This window comes from Nocardia sp. NPDC049737, assembly GCF_040674755.1.
Lineage (GTDB): Bacteria > Actinomycetota > Actinomycetes > Mycobacteriales > Mycobacteriaceae > Nocardia.
Map to the genome: position 1 here is coordinate 40054 of NZ_JBFANH010000024.1, position 17969 is coordinate 58022.

General features: G+C 66.0%; 18 protein-coding genes. 5 read left to right on the plus strand and 13 right to left on the minus strand.

From position 1 onward, the window contains the following. Nucleotides 1-124 precede the first annotated feature (124 nt). Nucleotides 125-271, minus strand: coding sequence for a hypothetical protein (locus AB0J47_RS28665; protein WP_364352655.1), 147 nt, complete (start codon nucleotides 269-271; stop codon nucleotides 125-127). Nucleotides 272-321: 50 nt separating this feature from the next. Here AB0J47_RS28665 and AB0J47_RS28670 point away from each other — a divergent pair, with 50 nt between their 5' ends. Further along, a complete protein-coding gene (locus AB0J47_RS28670; RefSeq protein WP_364352658.1) occupies nucleotides 322-519 on the plus strand; it encodes a hypothetical protein in 198 nt (65 codons plus the stop codon). Nucleotides 520-533: 14 nt separating this feature from the next. Here the strand turns inward: AB0J47_RS28670 and AB0J47_RS28675 are convergent, their stop codons facing one another. The 7 genes from AB0J47_RS28675 to AB0J47_RS28705 form a co-directional block, all read right to left on the minus strand. Continuing rightward, nucleotides 534-1472: a VOC family protein gene (locus AB0J47_RS28675; RefSeq protein ID WP_364352661.1), complete on the minus strand. Its 939-nt coding sequence runs from the start codon at nucleotides 1470-1472 to the stop codon at nucleotides 534-536. Between the two features lie 30 nt (nucleotides 1473-1502). Next, on the minus strand, nucleotides 1503-3020 hold the full coding sequence (locus tag AB0J47_RS28680) for a bifunctional 3-(3-hydroxy-phenyl)propionate/3-hydroxycinnamic acid hydroxylase (protein ID WP_364352664.1): 1518 nt from the start codon (nucleotides 3018-3020) through the stop codon (nucleotides 1503-1505). A gap of 109 nt (nucleotides 3021-3129) precedes the next feature. Further along, nucleotides 3130-3483: a hotdog fold thioesterase gene (locus AB0J47_RS28685; protein ID WP_364352975.1), complete on the minus strand. Its 354-nt coding sequence runs from the start codon at nucleotides 3481-3483 to the stop codon at nucleotides 3130-3132. Between the two features lie 80 nt (nucleotides 3484-3563). Next, entirely contained in the window at nucleotides 3564-4430 is an 867-nt protein-coding gene (locus tag AB0J47_RS28690) for an ABC transporter substrate-binding protein (protein ID WP_364352667.1), read from the minus strand. Nucleotides 4431-4546: 116 nt separating this feature from the next. Continuing rightward, a complete protein-coding gene (locus AB0J47_RS28695) occupies nucleotides 4547-5725 on the minus strand; it encodes an FAD-dependent oxidoreductase (protein WP_364352670.1) in 1179 nt (392 codons plus the stop codon). Then, nucleotides 5722-6057, minus strand: coding sequence for a non-heme iron oxygenase ferredoxin subunit (locus AB0J47_RS28700; protein WP_364352673.1), 336 nt, complete (start codon nucleotides 6055-6057; stop codon nucleotides 5722-5724). Before AB0J47_RS28700 ends, AB0J47_RS28695 begins: the two co-directional genes overlap by 4 nt. Then, nucleotides 6057-7235 carry a cytochrome P450 gene (locus AB0J47_RS28705; protein WP_364352676.1) on the minus strand — a complete coding sequence of 393 codons (1179 nt, stop codon included), beginning with the start codon at nucleotides 7233-7235 and terminating at the stop codon, nucleotides 6057-6059. Before AB0J47_RS28705 ends, AB0J47_RS28700 begins: the two co-directional genes overlap by 1 nt. Nucleotides 7236-7335: 100 nt before the next feature. Here AB0J47_RS28705 and AB0J47_RS28710 point away from each other — a divergent pair, with 100 nt between their 5' ends. Next, nucleotides 7336-8259: a LysR family transcriptional regulator gene (locus AB0J47_RS28710; protein ID WP_364352679.1), complete on the plus strand. Its 924-nt coding sequence runs from the start codon at nucleotides 7336-7338 to the stop codon at nucleotides 8257-8259. 7 nt (nucleotides 8260-8266) lie between these two features. Here AB0J47_RS28710 and fdhD read toward each other — a convergent pair whose 3' ends face one another. From fdhD to AB0J47_RS28730, 4 genes are read right to left on the minus strand one after another with little or no spacing between them, the layout of a single operon-like run. Beyond that, entirely contained in the window at nucleotides 8267-9100 is an 834-nt protein-coding gene (fdhD, locus tag AB0J47_RS28715; protein ID WP_364352682.1) for a formate dehydrogenase accessory sulfurtransferase FdhD, read from the minus strand. Then, nucleotides 9097-11403, minus strand: coding sequence for an FdhF/YdeP family oxidoreductase (locus AB0J47_RS28720; RefSeq protein ID WP_364352686.1), 2307 nt, complete (start codon nucleotides 11401-11403; stop codon nucleotides 9097-9099). The genes fdhD and AB0J47_RS28720 overlap by 4 nt, the downstream gene beginning before the upstream one ends. 48 nt (nucleotides 11404-11451) lie before the next feature. Then, nucleotides 11452-12084, minus strand: coding sequence for an MBL fold metallo-hydrolase (locus tag AB0J47_RS28725; RefSeq protein WP_364352689.1), 633 nt, complete (start codon nucleotides 12082-12084; stop codon nucleotides 11452-11454). Next, nucleotides 12081-13166: an S-(hydroxymethyl)mycothiol dehydrogenase gene (locus AB0J47_RS28730; protein ID WP_364352692.1), complete on the minus strand. Its 1086-nt coding sequence runs from the start codon at nucleotides 13164-13166 to the stop codon at nucleotides 12081-12083. The genes AB0J47_RS28725 and AB0J47_RS28730 overlap by 4 nt, the downstream gene beginning before the upstream one ends. A 182-nt stretch (nucleotides 13167-13348) precedes the next feature. On the opposite strand from AB0J47_RS28730, the gene AB0J47_RS28735 reads away from it, so the two are divergent. Then, entirely contained in the window at nucleotides 13349-14620 is a 1272-nt protein-coding gene (locus AB0J47_RS28735; protein WP_364352695.1) for a helix-turn-helix transcriptional regulator, read from the plus strand. Between the two features lie 10 nt (nucleotides 14621-14630). Here the strand turns inward: AB0J47_RS28735 and AB0J47_RS28740 are convergent, their stop codons facing one another. Next, on the minus strand, nucleotides 14631-15422 hold the full coding sequence (locus tag AB0J47_RS28740; RefSeq protein ID WP_364352698.1) for a GntR family transcriptional regulator: 792 nt from the start codon (nucleotides 15420-15422) through the stop codon (nucleotides 14631-14633). A gap of 59 nt (nucleotides 15423-15481) precedes the next feature. Between AB0J47_RS28740 and AB0J47_RS28745 the strand changes: the two genes are divergently transcribed. After that, complete coding sequence (locus AB0J47_RS28745; RefSeq protein WP_364352701.1) at nucleotides 15482-16462, plus strand: ornithine cyclodeaminase family protein; 981 nt, start codon at nucleotides 15482-15484, stop codon at nucleotides 16460-16462. A 9-nt stretch (nucleotides 16463-16471) separates the two neighbouring features. Continuing rightward, entirely contained in the window at nucleotides 16472-17956 is a 1485-nt protein-coding gene (locus AB0J47_RS28750; RefSeq protein WP_364352704.1) for an NAD-dependent succinate-semialdehyde dehydrogenase, read from the plus strand. Nucleotides 17957-17969 lie beyond the last annotated feature (13 nt).

Here is a 17969-nt window from a genome sequence, read left to right on the forward strand (position 1 = left end):
AGCGCACCGAGGGCCCGACCGCAGTACCACCGCGGTCGGGCCCTCGGTCGATGCCGCCGGGGCATCCAGTGCTCGGCCCCCGGCGGCACCGAATCTTCCAATGCGGCAACCGAAGAAGGTTTGGTCAGACGGTGCTGCCGCCGTCGCCGAGCAGCGTGCTGCCCGTCATGAAGGCCGACAGATCCGATGCGCAGCAGAGGACGACGCGGGCGATGTCGTCGGGAATACCGAGCGGCCACAGACCCCACATCCCGCGCGTCGAGTTCTTCATCGGCGCTAGCGCATCCGCACGCGCTTCAGCAGCAGTGCGCTACCCCCTCGATGGACAGCGCGTACCTATCGGCGGACGAGAAGGCTACCCGGGTGCTCGCGATGATGGACGGCCTGCGCATCCAATCCCTGCTCGATCCGTCTCGGGAAACCCTCGGGCTGCTCGAGGTGATCATGAAACTTGTCGTAACGCCCCGGGATCCGAAAAGGGCGGGGGCAGCGGGAAATTCGCTGCCTCCCGCCCGCTGACCGAGCCCGATATCTCACATAGGCGGTGCGACGAACTGGCCCTTGTCGGGGTCGTTGAACATCTGCTTGCTGATCCACTCGTCCGCGGTCTCCGCGATCCCCCACATATCGGAGGTTGCCGGATCGGAGACGTCGTAGATGCTGGGGTGCCAGGTGTCCTCGTCGATGGTGGCGAGCTCGGTGGTGTACTCCATAGTGTTGCCGTTGGGGTCGTGGAAGTACGTGAAGGTGTTGTCACCGGCGCGATGCCGGCCGGGGCCCCAGATCTTGGGGACTCCGGCGCGCATGAGACGCCCGCTGCCATAGAGGTATTCGTCCAGGCCGCGCAGTTCGAACGAGACATGGTTCAGCGCGGTATGCGGACCGCGGGAGACCGCGATGCTGTGGTGCTGGTCGCTGCAGCGCAGGAACCAGAACAGCCCGCCCATCCGGGGATGGGTATTCGTGTCGGACAGCCGGAAGTTCAGATGCTTCTCGTACCACGCCGTCATCTTCTCCGGCTCGGGCGAATTGAACACCACGTGCGACAGGCGCACCGGAATGTCTTCCTTCTCCTCGATCTTGCGATGCTTGCGGGTCTCCACATCCGACGACACCTCGATGGTGCGGCCCTCGAGGTCGAAGAACCGGAAACCGTAACCGCCACCGGGGGTTTGGAGGATATCCGGCTCATTGATCAGCTGCACGCCCTCCCTGCCGAGACGGGCGGCGAGTCCATCGACGGTCGCGCGGTCGGCCGCGCCGAGCGAGATCAGGTCGAGGCGTTTCTCCGCAGCCTTCCGGACCCGCACGATGTACTGCTCGGGTGAGCCTTCGGCGGCGAAGTAGCTCACGTCACGCTCGCCACCTGTGCTGGCCAAACCCCAGTGTTTCGCATAGAACTCGACTTGTTTGTCGTAGTCGGGCACGGCGATGTCGACGTGACGCAGATGGGTGATCGGACTGAACGACATTCATTTCTCCTTCGAAATTCGGTCCGCCGGCTACGAGGCCACAACGGGTGCGGCGGCCACCCGGGGCGCGGCGGTAAGGGCGGGGATTATGGTGAGCAGTTCCGCCAGTCGCGCTGCCGTATCGGCGGTGCCGAGCACGTAGCGGTCCGGCCGCACGACAATGGCCTTCGAGTCGACTGAGGCGAGGAGCTCTGCGACCTGTTCCGTGCCGGTCAGAACGACGATCTCGGGATTGGTCTCGACTTCGATCCGCGTATTCTCGGGGAGTCCGGCGAATATCTCGGCAGTGGTCGCGAGCAGAAAGCGCACGCCCACGATGTCGTCGAGGCGAGTCCCGTCGGCCAGCATGGGTTGCTGCGAGAGGTGTCCCGCATTCGGGTCGCCGGGACCGGTGTGCAGTCCCGGGCCGAGTGCCGGAAGCGGCGGATAGACGTCCTGGGGATGGCTGCGGATATGCGCATCGCGACCGGCCGCTGTCGCCGGATCGGTTGTCTGGACCAGATGCGCCATGGTGGCGGCCTTCTCCACCCAGTAGCGCGCATGGGGTAGCCGTTCGCTCTGGTAGGTGTCGAGTAGTTCCGGCGCAGCGGTGCCGCGTGCCACCGCCTTCAGCTTCCAGACCAGGTTGGTGACATCACGCATACCGGCACAGAGACCTTGGCCGAACAGTGGCGGCGCCTGGTGGGCGGCGTCGCCCGCGAGGAAGACGTTTCCGACGCGCCACTGTTCGGCGACTCGAGCGCGGAAGGTGTAGACGGCGATCCGGTCCGGCTCGAAATCGGCGACCGGCAGCACACCGCGGCTGATGCGCTCGATCGCCGGACGAGTCACGATCTCCTCGAGGTCGTCGTCCGGCATGACCTTGAATTCCATCCGGACGCGTTCGCCGGGCAGTCGAACCCACAGTCCCGGCCGGGAATGGTGTCCGAGGAAAGCCATCGTGCCGGGCAGGCCCGGGCTGTCGCGCAGCAGTCCGTCGACGACCAGCCACGGGTCGTCGGAACCCAGTTTCTCGGTCTCGATACCGAGCTGGCGCCGAACCTGGGAGTTGGCGCCGTCGCACGCGATCACCCAACGGACGCTGATGAACTCTGTTGTGCCATTGGCATTCTCGACTCGGCATCGCACGCCGTCGATGTCCTGTGTGAAGTCGAGGAGCGTGACACCCGAACACAGCCGCACGTTCGGGTATCGCTCGAGTTCGCCGCGCACAAGTGTTTCCATATCGGGCTGATGGAACATGAGATCGTCATGCCATGCCTGGGGGCCGAACTGACCGGTGGGCAGCTCGAACAGGAGCTCACCCGCCTCGTTCTCCATGCGGAATTCGGTCATCGGCTCGCAGAGCGCGCAGGCCAGCTCACCGATACCCAATGCCTGCAGTGTCCGCAGCGTTTCGCCGTCGAAATGCACGGCCCGGGCATGCGGCCAGGTTGTGGCTTCGCGCTCGATTCCGATCGCGGAGATGCCCGCACGTCCCAGCATGGCGAGAGCGATTGCCCCTACCGGTCCGCAACCGACGACAGCAACTTCGTAGTGGTACGACACCATCACTCCCTTGTGTACTAAACGTATCGTATCGAATCACAACTGTACGTCGGTGCGGCGCGGATCACAATCCCTTGGTGTCGATTCGAATTCGTGCAGGCCGCTGGGACTATTGCCCCGCACTCCGCTCACCGAGCAGGCTGCCGCGCGCCCGGAATTCGGCGATCACCTCGTCGCTACGTCGGATGGTTACGTCACAGACCAGCGTCCGCCCGGAGCGAGAGCGAACGGCCGCCTCGGCGGTCAGGACGTCACCGAGGTATGCCGGGCGCAGGTACTGGATGTCGGCGGCCGCCGTCACCGCGGGTCCGAAACTATTCGCCGCACACGCGAATACCGTGTCGGCCAGTGTGAATACCAGGCCGCCGTGCAGGATCCGGTGTCCATTGACCATGTCCGGGCGGACCGGCATGCGTGCCAGCGCGCTGCCCCGATCGGCGGACAGGATCTCGATGCCGAGCATTCTCGAGACCTGATCGGCATCCAGCAGTGCGCGCACCGTGTCGACCACGCGGCCGTTGTCGATGTCGTCGATGGCGGCGTTCACACGGACACCACGGCGGCCAGCGGAGCGGGCTCGAAAAGTTCGCCGGCTCCGGGTTCGCCGGGTGGCATCATCTCCAGCTCAGCGCGGATCGAGTAGAGGCGGCGCAGCCCGGAGGGTGCCGGGGTGAGCGACTCCGGGGTGGCGTGGAGGCTCGCGCGTGCCGAGGGTTCGGTGTATCCGCCCCGGACGAGAACATCGATCGCTTGCCCGGCCTCGGCCGTGGCGAGCCAGCGCCGGGCACGGTCCAGGCAGGACAGGTATTTGCTGATCGCTTCGGTGGATGCCAGCCCGGCGGTGCCGGCCACCAGACCCTGCCCCGGATAGTCGGGCACTTCGTCGCCAACCGCCAGCAGAACCGGCAAGCCCTCGGCTCGGGCCAGTTCGTCCAGGGGCGGGCCGAGCAGGGTTGCCGCGATGTCGCCGGCGAGCAGGGCGTCGTAACGTTCGCGCACCCCGCCCACCGGGATCAGGAGATAATCGTCGAAGTTGAGCCCGTGCGACCGCAGGACGTGCCGCAGTACGACGGCGAACCCGTTGTCGACGGCGTCCACGCCCAATTCAGCCCCCCGTAGCGAATCGATCGTGCCGAATCCCTTGCGCCCCACCAACTGCAGCGGTGTGGTCCGCTCCAACTGTGCGAGCAGCCGGACCTCGGCTCCGGTCGCATTCCAGACGATCAGATTGTCGATGGCGGTCACGGCCAGGTCGCAGTCGCCGCCGACGAGCTGGGCGCGCTGTTGGTCCGAGGATCGGGTGAGCGTGGTGTCGACCTCGACCCCGGCTTCCGTAAGGAAGCCGAGTTGGTCGGCCACGACATACAGCGGCGGGTGGACGAACACCGACTGGTGCAGTCGGACAGTCATAAGGATCTACCTTTCTGAGTCACCGGATGACGCATGGTCCTTATTCTGAACGATACGTCTAGTTCACTACCGGCTCGGCGGAGATCAGGTTCACGTTGGGCAATTTCTGCACACCGTCAGTGGGCCGCCGCCCGGAGGGAATCGTTGTTCCGGCGCCGCCACTGCGTGAATTCGCGGGGCATGCTCCAACCCAGCACCGCGGTGACGGCATCGTCACGGCGCTGGACCGCCACGAACCGGGCATCGTCGACAGCCCCCTCGACGATGTCGACCGGAAGATCCGCCTCGATTCGGCCGACCATTTGAATCCGATGGCCGAACTGGTCGGACCAGAAGTAGGGTGCGTCGAGATGCGGGGCACAAGGCGATCCGCCCGTGAGGTCAGCGAGCAATGTCCGCGCCGCGGTGGCCGCCATGCCCGAAGCTGTCGTCCAGTGCTCGATTCGGATCTGGCGGTCGCCGCGCTGGAAACGCGCCACGTCGCCAGCGGCCACGACGCCCGCGATATTGGTTCTGCCCCAGGGATCGGTCAGCACGCCGTTGTCGCAGAGCACACCGGAGCCCTCGAGCCACTCGGTATTGGGGATCGCACCGATTCCGACCAGGACCAGGTCGGCGGGCAGCCGTGTACCGTCGTCCAGTACGACTGCCGAGACCCGCTGTGCGCCATCGAATTCGGCGACGGTGTGACCGGTGATCATCTCGACGGTGTGATCGCTCATGGTCCGGCGAAGCAGATCGGAGGCCACTCGACCCAGATGGGCGTGGAAGGGCTGTTCCGCGGCTTCGACTACGGTCACCCGTTTACCCAGAGCGCCTGCTGTGGAGGCGACTTCGGCACCGATGAAGCCAGCGCCCACGATGACAACCTGCTGCGCGGACTCCATCGCCCCCCTGAGCGAGACGGCGTCGTCGAGGGTGCGCAGGACGTGAATTCCGGTCAGCTTGTCGCCCTTCGGAATTCGCCGGGCCCGCGCGCCGGTGGCGATGACGATACCGTCGACGGCCAGGGTTTCGCCGTCGCCGATGGTCACCTGCCCCGGCCGCAGGCTCGTCGCCGCCCAGCCGAGCACCCATCGTGCCGCAAGGGACTCGCGGGCAGCGCTGTCCGCCAACGCGATATCGACGGTCTCGATCTTGCCGAGAAGGAAGTCCTTGGACAGGGGCGGTCGATCGTAGGGTGGATGGGATTCGTCGCCGATGATCGTCATTTCGCCGTCGTACCCCTCCGCACGCAGGGTTTCGGCGGCGCGAAGGCCGGCCAGCGACGCGCCCACCACGGCGATATGAGTCACGATCGCTCCTCGAGGAGGAAGACTTCGCCATTCTCGACCACCACCGGGAAGGTGGCGATCGGCTCACGGGCCGGGGGGACATCGGGTGCCCCTGTCGCCAGATCGAAGCGCGATTCGTGCAGCGGGCACTCGACGCATCCGTCCTCGACCCAGCCGTCGGACAGTGCGGCCGTCTGATGGCTACAGGTGTCGGCGATACAGAAGATCTCGCCATCGGACTCGGCCACGGCCAGCGGGGTGTCGATGCCCGGCACATCGGTGACGCGGATGATGCCGTTCGCGGGGACGTCCGCGCGGTCGCACAGTTTGATTCGAATCATGGTGTCGCTCATTACTTCTCCATCTGGTCGAACAACACCGGCACGGATGCCGGACCCCGGAACTGCCAGCCGATGAACCGTGGTTCGGCGGCCGGCCGAATACCGGGCAGGTCGAGGATCAAGGGGACGGCGGCGCGCATCATCGCGCGCACCAGGTGGCTGCCGAGGCAGAAGTGCGCGCCTACGGAGAAGCCGAGGTGATCCTCGAGTGCCGGGCGGTCGATGTCGAACTTCTCCGGATCGGCGAACTTCCGCTCGTCGTAGTCAGCGGACATGGCCAGCACCAGAACGGTGTCGCCGGCCTTCAAATCCGCTGCGGGGCCGGAGAAGTCCTGAATCAGAAGGCGCGGGTAACTGCCGACCGGTGTCAGCCACCGCACGGATTCGTCAATGGCGCGTTCGAATGCCGCACTGTCCTCGCGAACCCGCTGGCGGGTCTCGGGGTGGGTCATCAGCAGCCACGGCAGGGTAGCGATCGCGTCACGGGCGTCATTGAAACCGCCGGCGATCATGAGCTGGATATTAGCCGCGATCTCCTCGAGCGACAGCGGCTCGTCCGGGCTAGCGTGGACCATGGCCGAGACCACCGTAGCGTCGGGCTCGCGGCGAACACGTTCGATGGCCAGCCGGACCGCTTCGGTGTTCTCGGCGCGCGCGTTCTCGACGACCTTCCACACATCGGGGTCGTCGGTGTTGTTGATGAATCCGCCGATGTAGGCGTCGGACCAGCGGTGGATGTCCTCGGGTGTGGCGTCGAGGAGACCGAGCACCTCCCGCAGGCAGGCCCCGGTGAAGCCATTGGCGAAATCGGCCGCCAGCTCGGCCTGGTCACGACCGCGAAGTGGCTCGAGGTACTGCCGGGCGAGGTCGTCGATGACCTCGGGCCAGGCGCGTTGGATCGAGCGGCGCTTGAGCGGCTCGTCACCGGAGCCACGGAGGCGTCGGTGGAGGTCTCCTTCACTGCGGATCATGGTCTGCCCGAGGGTGCGAGTGAGCAGCGCGCCCGGAATCTCGGTCGAGAAGATCTCCGGATGCGAGTCCACGAAGACGACGTCATCGAAACGGCTGACCAGCCACATTTTCATGGTTTCGGACCAGGTCCAGCGTTCGGCCTCGCGCAGGGTGGCGAAGGTGGGAAAGGGGTCGACCATCATGGCGTCGAGGTCGAGATCGATTTGCGGTGTCGGCACCGAATTCCTCCTCATCGAGGGTGTTGCACCCTCATGAGTGTGATCCGCGCCATCTCGTATGAAAAGCACATATATCGGGCATTTGACCTAAGTTATTCTTATGAAGTCGCTCGACGTCACCTTGCGCCAGCTCGAATTCTTCGTGGCCACCGTTGAACGCGGAACATTGAGCGCGGCGGCTGCGGAGTTCCACGTTTCGCAGACCGCGGTGTCATTGGCCATCAGTCAGCTCGAGAAAGCGCTCGGCGTTCAGGTGCTGGTCCGCCGACCTGCCAAAGCGCCTGCGCTCACGGCCGCGGGACGGCAGTTGCTCGTCGATGCCCGGCAGGTGCTGGGCCATGCGGGTGAGCTCGAAAGCGCCGTGCGCACCATCGGACAGGACATTTCGGGACAGCTTGCCATCGGCTGCTTCCCGACGATCACCCCGTTCGTCATGGGCAGGATTCTCGAGGAGGTGCCGATCCGCTATCCGGAACTGGAGATCGATCTCGTCGAGGACACCGTCGAGGGCCTGCAGGGGCGGCTCGCCGACGGACTGTGCGATCTGGCGATCATGTACGACATCGGCTTGGGCAGCGATGTCACGACGCTGCCGCTGTACTCCTGCCCGCCCTACGCGGTGCTGCCCGCCGGGCATCGATTCGCCACGCGACGCACTGTGGCGCTGTCCGAACTGATCGACGAGCCGATGGTGATGATCGATATGCCGCCCAGCTTGGAGTTCTTCACCGGCCGAATAACCGAGGCGGGCTATACCCCAGATATCCGCTTCCGGACCAGAAGCGTCGAGACGGTGCGCACGTTCGTAGGCCGCGGCATGGGATGGGCTGTGCTGCTGCACCGCCCGGGGACCGAGCGCAGTTACGACGGCAGCGAGGTCGCCTCGATCGATCTCGAGGGGATGGGAGCGCCGGTCGAGGTCCTGCTCGTCATGAACTCCACCGCGCGGATGACTCGACGGGCACGGGCTTTCGCGGACCTGGCTCGTGAACTGCTGCGCACCGGCCCTGCCCCGGCCCGCTGACCGGATGTCACAGCGCCACGACGCCCTTGTCGATGTCGATGCGCTGCGCATCGGTGTAGATGTTCATGGTCTCGCCGCGCAGGAAGCCCACAAGAGTGATCCCGGCGTCAGCGGCCAAGTCCACCGCCAGTGAGCTGGGGGCCGAGACCGCGCCCAGCACGGGAATGCCCGCCAGCACCGCCTTCTGCACCAGCTCGAACGAGGCGCGGCTACTCACGATGAGGGCGAGATCCGCTGCGGGGATCCGGTTTTTGCGCACAGCCCAGCCGATCACCTTGTCGACCGCATTGTGCCGCCCGACATCCTCGCGGACCACGAGGGCGGTGCCGTCCCGCGTGAACAAACCCGCCGCGTGCAGTCCACCGGTGACGGCGAAGGCCGCCTGCTGTGACCGGAGCTCATCGGGCAGGGCGTACAGGACCGTCGAATCGATCGTGAAATCGCCGTAGCGCGGCCGGAATCGGGTGCGGGTTCGGACCTCGTCGAGCGAGGTCTTGCCGCAGAGGCCGCACGCGCTGTTGGTGATGAACCGTCGGCTCGGCAGCGGTGTGGGAGTGCGCAACCGGATATCGAGAACGTTGTACGTGTTGTGGCCGTCGGCGTCGGTTCCGGCGCAGTAACGGGCGGAGGCGATGTCATCGACCGAGTCGATGATGTTCTCGCTGAACAGGAATCCGTACGCCAGGTCGATATCGCTGCCCGGGGTGCGCATGGTGACGGTCAATGGTTCGCCGGCGATGCGCAGTTCGAGGGGTTCTTCGACGGCGAGGGTGTCGGGGCGGCGGACTTCCCCGGCGCGGGTTATCCGAATCACCTTGCGACGGGTCGTGATTCGACTCATGCTCGCACCTGACCGCTGGCTTCCAGCCGGATCGTGACGGCTTTGGAGACCGGTGTATTGGACCGTTCGGCGACGTGGTCCAGCGGGACCAGCGGATTGGTTTCGGGGTAGTAGGCGGCGGCATTGCCGCGCGGGGTGGAATAGGGGACCAGCCGAAAATCGGTGATTCGGCGTTCGATGCCGTCGGTCCACTCCGACACCAAGTCCACGAGGTCGTCCTCGGCGAAACCAAGGGCGGCGATATCGTCCGGATGCACCAGAACGACCTTGCGCCCGTTGTGGATTCCGCGATAGCGGTCGTCGAGTCCGTAGATGGTGGTGTTGTACTGGTCGTGGCTGCGCAAGGTCTGCAGGATGAGACGGCCCTCGGGGACTGGCAGCCAGTGCAGGTCGTTGACCGCGAAATTGGCCTTGCCGGTGGCGGTGTGGAACTCGCGGTTGTCGCGGGGTGGGTGCGGAAGCTGGAAGCCGTCGCGGTGACGCACTTTCTTATTGTAGTCGGCGCAGCCGGGCACCACGCGGGCGATGGCGTCGCGGATGGCGTCGTAGTCGTGCTGGAATTCCGCCCAGGGGACGGGGTGGTCGGAGCCGAGGAGTTCCTCGGCCAGTTCGCACACGATGGCGACCTCGCTGCGCATATGATCGCCGACCGGTCGCAGCCGTCCGGTGGACAGATGCACCATCGACATCGAATCCTCCACCGACACTTGCTGTTCGACTCCGGTGGCGGAGAGGTCGAGGTCGCTGCGGCCGAGAGTGGGCAGGATGAGCGCTGTGCTGCCGTGCACGACGTGGCTGCGGTTGAGTTTCGTCGAGACGTGGACGGTCAGCGCACAATTCCGCAGCGCGGACTCGGTGGCGTTCGTATCGGGAGCGGCGGACACGAAATTGCCGCCCATTCCGAAGAACACCGTGGCGCGCCCGTCCCGCATGGCGCGAATGGCGTCGACAGCGTCATAGCCGTGGCGGCGCGGGCTGGTGATGCCGAATTCGGAATCCAGTGCGGAGAGGAAGGTTTCGGGCATCTTCTCCCAGATGCCCATGGTGCGATCGCCCTGTACGTTCGAGTGCCCGCGGACCGGACACACGCCCGCACCCGGTTTGCCGATCATTCCGCGTAGCAGCAGCAGGTTCGTGCCCTCCTCGATGGTGGCTACCCCGTGGCGCTGTTGGGTGAGGCCCATGGCCCAGCACAGAATGGTCGCCTTCGACCCGGCCAACAGTGCGGCAGCCTGTTCCAGCTGTTCGCGTGTCAAGCCGGTCGCTTCCTCGACGAGGGCGAGATCGACTGCGCGCATGTGCTTTTCGTATGAGGCGAAGCCGGCGGTCCGAGTGTCGACGAACTCCCGGTCGACCACGGTGCCAGGCGCGCGGTCCTCGGCCTCGAACAGCAATCTGCCCAGCCCTTGGAACAGTGCCATATCGCCGCCGAGGCGGATTTGCAGGAATTCATCGGCGATGGTGACGCCGGTGGTGAGGCCCTTGACCGTCTGTGGATCACGGAAGCCGATCAGCCCGGTCTCGGGCAGCGGATTGATCGCGATGATCTTCGCCCCCGCCGCCTTGGCCTTCTGCAACGCCGACAGCATGCGTGGATGGTTGGTGCCGGGATTCTGTCCAGCCACCACGATCAGATCGGCCTTCTCGAAGTCGTCGATCGACACCGAGCCCTTGCCGATACCGATGGAGCCGGTCAACGCGGTGCCGGAGGATTCGTGGCACATGTTCGAGCAGTCCGGCAGGTTGTTGGTGCCGAAGCTACGCACGAGCAGTTGATAGAGGAACGCGGTCTCGTTGGCGGTGCGGCCGGAGGTGTAGAACAACGCCTCGTCAGGAGTGGCGAGGTCGCGCAACTCGGCCGCGATCAATCGGTAGGCGTCGGCCCAGTCGATGGGGGAGTAGTGAGTGTCGCCGGGCCGCAAGGCCATTGGATGGGTCAGGCGTCCCTGCTGGCCGAGCCAGTACCCGGTCTTCTCCGCAAGCTCCCGCACCGAATGCCGGGCGAAGAATTCCGGTCCGACGGTGCGCAGCGTCGCCTCTTCCGCGACGGCCTTCGCTCCGTTCTCGCAGAACTCGGCCGGGCGGCGGTGCCCGGCAGGCTCCGGCCATGCGCAGCCCGGGCAGTCGAAGCCGTGTCGCTGGTTGACGCGGGTCAGGGTGCGCGCCGTGCGGAGCACACCCATCTCCGCGACGGCACGGTCCAAGGCCACCGTCACCGCTGTCACGCCCGCCGCCTGGGTTTTCGGGGCGGTGACGGAGAGCTCGGACTCGTCGAAGTCCCGTGTCGGCGCGTTGCGGTTCATGGCGGGAATTCACTCTCTCTTTCGAAATGCGAAGGGGCGCTGGGCAGATCAGAACCCGCGGGCGATCCACTCCGCCAGGTGGGGTGCTTCGGCGCCGATGGTCGTGCCGTCACCGTGGCCGGTGTAGACACGGGTGTGCTCCGGGAGCGTGAGCAGGCGATCGCGGATCGAACCGATAATGGTGGGGAAGTCCGAGAACGACCGTCCGGTGGCTCCCGGTCCGCCCGCGAACAGGGTGTCGCCCGAGAAGAGCGTGTCGGCTTCGGGGAGATACAGGCACACCGAACCCGGCGAATGGCCCGGCGCGTGGATGACGTGCATTTCCGTCCCGGCTATGGCAATGCGCTGTTCGTCGGTGAGCGGCCAGTACGACTCACTCGGGTGTGTCAGCTGCCAGAGTGCGTCGTCTCCCGGGTGTACCAGGACCGGTGCGTAGACGTCTGCGGCGAGTTGCGGGGCAAAGGTGACGTGATCGTTGTGCCCATGGGTGCATACGACGGCGATGACATTGCGGTCGCCGATGGCCTCCAAGATGGGTTTGGCGTCATGGGCCGCGTCCACGACAATGACCTCGTCGTCGTCACCGACCACCCAGACATTGTTGTCGACCTCCCAGGAACCGCCATCGAGTTCGAAGACTCCGGAAGTCACCACCCGCTCGATGCGGAGCCGGCCACTCACAGCACGACCACCGACCGCAGCACCTTGCCCTGGTGCATGGTGTGGAATGCCTGCTCCACCTCGTCGAGGGTGATGCGTTCGGTGACGAACTTGTCCAAGGGCAGGCGTCCCTGCTGGTACAGGTCGATCAGCATCGGGAAATCCCGGTCCGGCAGACAGTCGCCGTACCACGAAGATTTCAGCGCGCCGCCGCGGGAGAAGAAGTCGATCAGCGGCATCTCCAGCCGCATTTCAGGGGTTGGTACGCCTACCAGCACCACGGTGCCGGCCAGATCGCGGGCATAGAACGCCTGCCGCCAGGTTTCGGGGCGGCCCACGGCATCGATGACCACGTCGGCACCGAACCCGCCGGTGAGCTCTTGGACGGCGGCTACCGTGTCGGTGGTGGCGGCATTGACGGTGTGGGTGGCGCCGAGGTCGGCAGCCCACGCCAATTTCCGCTCGTCGCGATCCACGGCGATGATCGTGGACGCTCCAGCCAGCCGTGCACCGACGATGGCGGCATCCCCGACTCCGCCACAGCCGATCACCGCCACCGAATCCCCACGGCCGACATTCCCGGTATTGACCGCGGCGCCGAGGCCGGCCATGACGCCGCAGCCGATCAAGCCGGCGACCGCCGGATCGGCGGCAGGGTCGACCTTGGTGCATTGGCCGGCATGGACGAGGGTCTTCTCGGTGAACGCGCCGATACCGAGCGCTGGGGTGAGTTCGGTTCCGTCGGTCAGCGTCATCTTCTGCGTGGCGTTGAAGGTGTCGAAACAGTACTGCGGACGGCCCCGCCGGCAGGCCCGGCAGCTGCCACACACGGCCCGCCAATTCAGAATCACGAAATCCCCGACCTCGACGGAATCGACTCCCGCGCCGACGCTTTCGACCGTGCCCGACGCTTCGTGGCCGAGCAGGAAGGGAAATTCGTCGTTGATACCGCCCTCCCGATAGGTGAGGTCGGTATGGCACACGCCGCACGCGGCGACGGCGACGACGACCTCGCCCGGCCCGGGGTCGGGGATGATGATGTCGGTCAACTCGACCGGTGCCCCCGGCTTACGGGCGATGACTCCACGAACCTGCTGCGGCATAACTGGCTGTTCCTCCGATGAATGATCGAGCCATGCGTTCACGCGCATGCTTAGGCAGCGACGCTAGCTCCGGGCGATCCGATCGAGGACCTGGCCGGACGGATAGTGCGACCTATCCCTTTGGCGGGCTGACTCGCGCTCGACTCATTCTATACGGACCGTTTCGTTTTGCAATCGACGACGTGAGAACTCCGGTAGCCTTGCCTCCTGTGGAGCGAGTGTGCACCCTCGAAGGGCTGCGGGAAGTGGTCGATGGTCCACTCGCCGACATCGCCCGCCGACTCTCGCGCTTCCTCGCCGAACAGTGGCCGCATCGCGCACTGGTGATCTTCACCCGGGAATGCACCGGCCGTCCACGCAAGCTCGCCGGTGCCGCCGACATCATCGATCGAATCACCATCGCTGAGCTCGAGGAGCTGAAATCGGCGGTCGCACCGGGTGGCTCCTATGCGGGGTCGGCCACCCTGAACGGCGAGGGCCGGTGGGTCTGGGCGATTCGGGACACCTCGAACACCTTGCTGGTGCTGGTCCCGCGCACGCCAGGGGAGCTACCCGACCAGGCGGAGTTGGCGGCGGCATTCGGGATCGTCGCGACATCGATTCGGCAACAGGTGATCCATGCGAGCCCGGAGTACCTTGCCGAATCGCGTGCGGCGTCGGACGCGAGGGCTCGCACCACCACGGAACTGACCGCCTCACATGAAGCAGCACTGGCGGGCATTCTCGTGGCCCTGCGATCGTCGGGCCTGGACGACCATCAGGCCCGGACAGTAGCGACGGGCGCCGCCTCGGATGCGCTGATCGCACTGCGGTCCCGGCAGGCCACTGATCGGGCATTCGCCGAGGAACCGCCGGTCGCGGCGTTCGAGCGGATGCAGCGCGAAATCGGATCCCTAGTGCGTCACCGGCAGATACAAACGGAATTCGTCGCGCCACCACTGGACGGACGACCGATTCCAGGTGAGGTCGCTGTCGGCGCCCGCGCGATGACGCAGGCCGCAGTGTTCGCCCTGGCCACTCAACCCGATCTCGACCGCCTGCGCATCGCCTGGGGATGTGAATCGGGTGCGCTCGTCGTCGATATCCGAGATCGTGCCGCGGGCCGCTGGAACTCGAACACGTTGCGACGCAACCTCGAAGGCCGGGTGCATACACTGCGCGCGGATCTGGAGATCGAGTCCGTGCCGGACTGGGGGAGCCGGGTGCTGATCCGGCTTCCGCTCGACCCACCGCCGTCACAGCCCGACCAGCCGGAACTGGCGCGCTTGAATGCCCGCGAGCGAGAGGTGCTCGCGCTGGTCGCGGAAGGTAAGCGCAACAAGGCCATAGCGGTGCAGCTGGGTGTTGCCGAGAGCACGGTCAAGTTTCATGTCACGGCGCTGCTCAGGAAGCTCGCGGTGTCCTCGCGTGGAGAGGCTGCGGCGATCGGCATACGGGCCGGACTCGCTCCGTAGCCGCGCGACGTCACGCCGATACCGTTGGTTCCCAACCGGTTTCGAGCAGGGCGACTTCGAGTGCCGAACCCGGCGAAATCCGGTAGCCGTCCGGCATCACCCGCAGGTGGACCGCGAGCAGGTGATCACGGGTCGCCGCCATCGCCTCCTCGACTTCGCCTGCCGCACACGCGCCGAGTATGCGTTCGTGCTCGGCCACGGCATTGCCTCGCCGGAGGTCGAAGTGCATTCGGATGCGCTCGGCCTGCGAGGACAGGTCGCTCGTCATGCGCGACAGCGTCTTTGAGCCGCCCGCTTGGTACAGCGCCTGATGAAACGCGCAGTTGAACCGTCCGAAGGAGGTCTGCGCGGCAGTCGGGCCGGCCATGGCCCGGGTCAGTTCCGCATTGGCCTCCCGCATGCGGTCCAGGTTCTCCGGGCGCAGACGAGGCACCGCGATGCGGGTGGCGAACGTCTCCAGATGGATGCGCAGCGCGGCGATGTCCTCCGCCTCGGCCAGATCGATGCCGGTCACCACCACGCCCCGGTAGGGGAGTCGCTCGATCAGCCCTTGCGCCTCCAGTTGCAGGAGTGCCTCGCGCACCGGGGTGCGGCTGACGCCGAGGGATTCGGCGACTTCGGTCGGGTCGATGCGGTCTCCGGGAGCCAGTTCGCCACCGACGATCCGTTCACGCAGTCGATCGCAGACTTTGTCCGCGACCCGTCGATGGATCGAATCCATATTCACCACTCCCTGTGCTGTCGCCAGCTCGTGGCTGTCCAGCAGATCCAATATCCAATGTCCAACGCTATGGTGCATCATATCCGCATCCGATACGATCCGTTTAGTATCGCTACCGCTTGGAGAGGAAGGGGAGACGATTGACGCTCCTGCTGGATGACACCACGGTGCAGTCGGTCTTCGACTGGAAGACGGCGATCGCCGCGCTGAGTGAGGCGTACGGAGCGGCGTCCGAAGATTCGCGCTTCCCGGAGCGGACGATCGCACGCGGCGGCACCTCGATGCTGCGGACGATGAGCGGTGTGCCGGGCAGCGGTGGACTGATGGGCTCGAAGACCATCGCCGGTGCGATCGGCGTGCGTCAGTTCTCCTATCTCATCTCCCTGTTCGATCAGCAGTCCGCGGAACTGGTGGCGCTGCTCGACGGCAACTCGATCACCGGCTTCCGCACCGCGGCCACCTCCGCGCTCGCGGCCGACCTGCTGGCCGTACCCGGACCGGTGACCGTAGGCGTCATCGGTTCGGGCTTCGAGGCGAAAAAACACGTTCGCGCACTCGCCGCCGTACGCGAGCTCGATGCCGTGCGCGTGTTCAGCCCGCGCGCGCAGAGCCGCGCACACTTCGCCGAGGAATTGGCGGATCTGGACACCTCGATCGTTCTGGCAGAGTCGCCGCAGGCGGCCTTGGCGGGCGCGAATCTGGTGATCTGCGCGGCACGCTCCTATGACGAGTCGCCGATCCTGCTCGGTGAGTGGCTCCAACCGGGCACGACAGTCGTCTCGATCGGCTCCACCGTGCGGGAACAGCGCGAAGTCGATCCAGAGGTGATCGCGCGCGCTGATGTCGTCATTGCCGACGTACTCGAGGAAGTGCTGCACGACAGCGGCGACCTCATCGCCGCGGCCGCAGCGGGAATCGACGTGACCGACCGGATCGCCGCACTGTCGGACCTGGTGTCCGGGCGGCACCCCGGCCGCACGACCGCGGAGCAGATCGTTGTGTACAAGTCCGTGGGCTCCGCTGTCCAGGACCTGGCCGTCGCCGCCGTGTGCGCGGATGCCGCCCGCAAAGCAGGGCTCGGGTCTGAACTGCCGATCCGGATCCAGCCCGTTCGAAAGTAGGGACGCACCATGGGAATTCCTCTCACCGATAAGCCGACGCTCGCCGACGCCCCGCTCTCACGCAGCGCGGCCTATATCGACGGCGAGTGGGTCGAACACGGCGACTCCGGCAGCTTTACCGTCGAAAACCCTTCGACGGGAGAACAATTGGCCGAGCTTCCGTCCCTGAGCCGGGCCCAGGTGGCCGGTGCCATCGATGCCGCGCACCGGGCGCTGCCTGGGTGGCGGGCCAGGTCCGCGAAGGAGCGCGCCCAGATTCTGCGGAGGTGGTTCGACCTCGTGACCGAGCATGCCGAGGACCTGGCCCGGCTGATCGTCGTCGAAGAGGGCAAGCCGATGTCCGAGGCACAGGGCGAGGTCGCCTATGCCGCGTCGTTCATCGAGTGGTTCGCCGAAGAGGCCAAGCGGGTGCGCGGTGACATCTTCCCGGCGCCGGATCCCGCGAACCGAGTTCTGGTGCTCAAAGAACCCGTGGGTGTTTGTGTCGCGATCACGCCGTGGAACTTTCCCGCCGCCATGATCACCCGCAAGGCGGCGCCAGCGCTGGCCGCAGGGTGCACGATGGTGGTCAAGCCCGCGGAGCAGACGCCACTGACGGCGCTGGCGCTCGCGGAGCTGGCCCGGTGTGCCGGAGTGCCGGCCGGTGTGTTCAACGTGGTGCTGGGCAATGCGCGCGAGATCGGTCCGGAACTCACCGGCAATCCGCTGGTCCGGAAGGTGAGTTTCACGGGTTCGACGGAGGTCGGGCGGCTGCTGCTCGAGCAGTGCGCGGCGACTGTCAAGAAGGCGTCGATGGAGCTGGGCGGTAACGCGCCAGCGATCGTCTTCGACGACGCGGACCTCGAAGTCGCCGTCTCCGGTGTGCTCGCGGCGAAGTACCGCAACACCGGCCAAGCGTGCATCAGTGCGAACCGCGTGTATGTGCAGTCGGGCATCTACGAGCGCTTCACCGCGCGGCTGGCCGCGCGAGTCGCCGAGCTGACGGTCGGCGACGGCTTCGAACCCGGTGTCGCGCAAGGCCCCATGATCGATCGTGCGGCGATCGCCAAAGTCGAGGAGCACGTCGGCGACGCCGTCGAGCACGGTGCGCGGGTGGTGTGCGGCGGCGCGAGGCACGAGCGCGGCAACCTGTTCTATCAGCCGACCGTGCTTGCCGATGTCGCCGCGGGCATGAAGATCACCCGCGAGGAGACCTTCGGCCCGATCACTCCGCTGATTCCGTTCACCGACGAGGCCGATGTGATCCGGCAGGCGAACGACACCGAATTCGGTTTGGCCGCTTACCTTTTCAGTCGCGATGCGGAGCGGATCTGGCGCGTCGCGGCGGCCCTCGAAGCCGGCATGGTCGGCATCAACTCCGGCCTGATCTCCAACGAGACCGCGCCCTTCGGCGGCATCAAACAGTCCGGCCTCGGCCGGGAGGGATCGATCTACGGCATCGACGAATACCTGGAGATGAAGTACCTGGCATGGGCGGGCAGCGGAGCGCTCTGATCGCGGCCGCTCG

Excerpts from the sequence above, each read along its gene's own strand:
- AB0J47_RS28700 (WP_364352673.1), bottom strand. The coding sequence starts at position 6,057 with ATGAGCGACACCATGATTCGAATCAAACTGTGCGACCGCGCGGACGTC.
- AB0J47_RS28750 (WP_364352704.1), top strand. The coding sequence starts at position 16,472 with ATGGGAATTCCTCTCACCGATAAGCCGACGCTCGCCGACGCCCCGCTC.
- AB0J47_RS28740 (WP_364352698.1), bottom strand. The coding sequence starts at position 15,422 with ATGATGCACCATAGCGTTGGACATTGGATATTGGATCTGCTGGACAGC.
- AB0J47_RS28670 (WP_364352658.1), top strand. The coding sequence starts at position 322 with ATGGACAGCGCGTACCTATCGGCGGACGAGAAGGCTACCCGGGTGCTC.
- AB0J47_RS28720 (WP_364352686.1), bottom strand. The coding sequence starts at position 11,403 with ATGAACCGCAACGCGCCGACACGGGACTTCGACGAGTCCGAGCTCTCC.
- AB0J47_RS28710 (WP_364352679.1), top strand. The coding sequence starts at position 7,336 with ATGAAGTCGCTCGACGTCACCTTGCGCCAGCTCGAATTCTTCGTGGCC.
- AB0J47_RS28690 (WP_364352667.1), bottom strand. The coding sequence starts at position 4,430 with ATGACTGTCCGACTGCACCAGTCGGTGTTCGTCCACCCGCCGCTGTAT.
- AB0J47_RS28730 (WP_364352692.1), bottom strand. The coding sequence starts at position 13,166 with ATGCCGCAGCAGGTTCGTGGAGTCATCGCCCGTAAGCCGGGGGCACCG.
- AB0J47_RS28685 (WP_364352975.1), bottom strand. The coding sequence starts at position 3,483 with ATGCTCGGCATCGAGATCCTGTCCGCCGATCGGGGCAGCGCGCTGGCA.
- AB0J47_RS28665 (WP_364352655.1), bottom strand. The coding sequence starts at position 271 with ATGAAGAACTCGACGCGCGGGATGTGGGGTCTGTGGCCGCTCGGTATT.
- AB0J47_RS28675 (WP_364352661.1), bottom strand. The coding sequence starts at position 1,472 with ATGTCGTTCAGTCCGATCACCCATCTGCGTCACGTCGACATCGCCGTG.
- fdhD (WP_364352682.1), bottom strand. The coding sequence starts at position 9,100 with ATGAGTCGAATCACGACCCGTCGCAAGGTGATTCGGATAACCCGCGCC.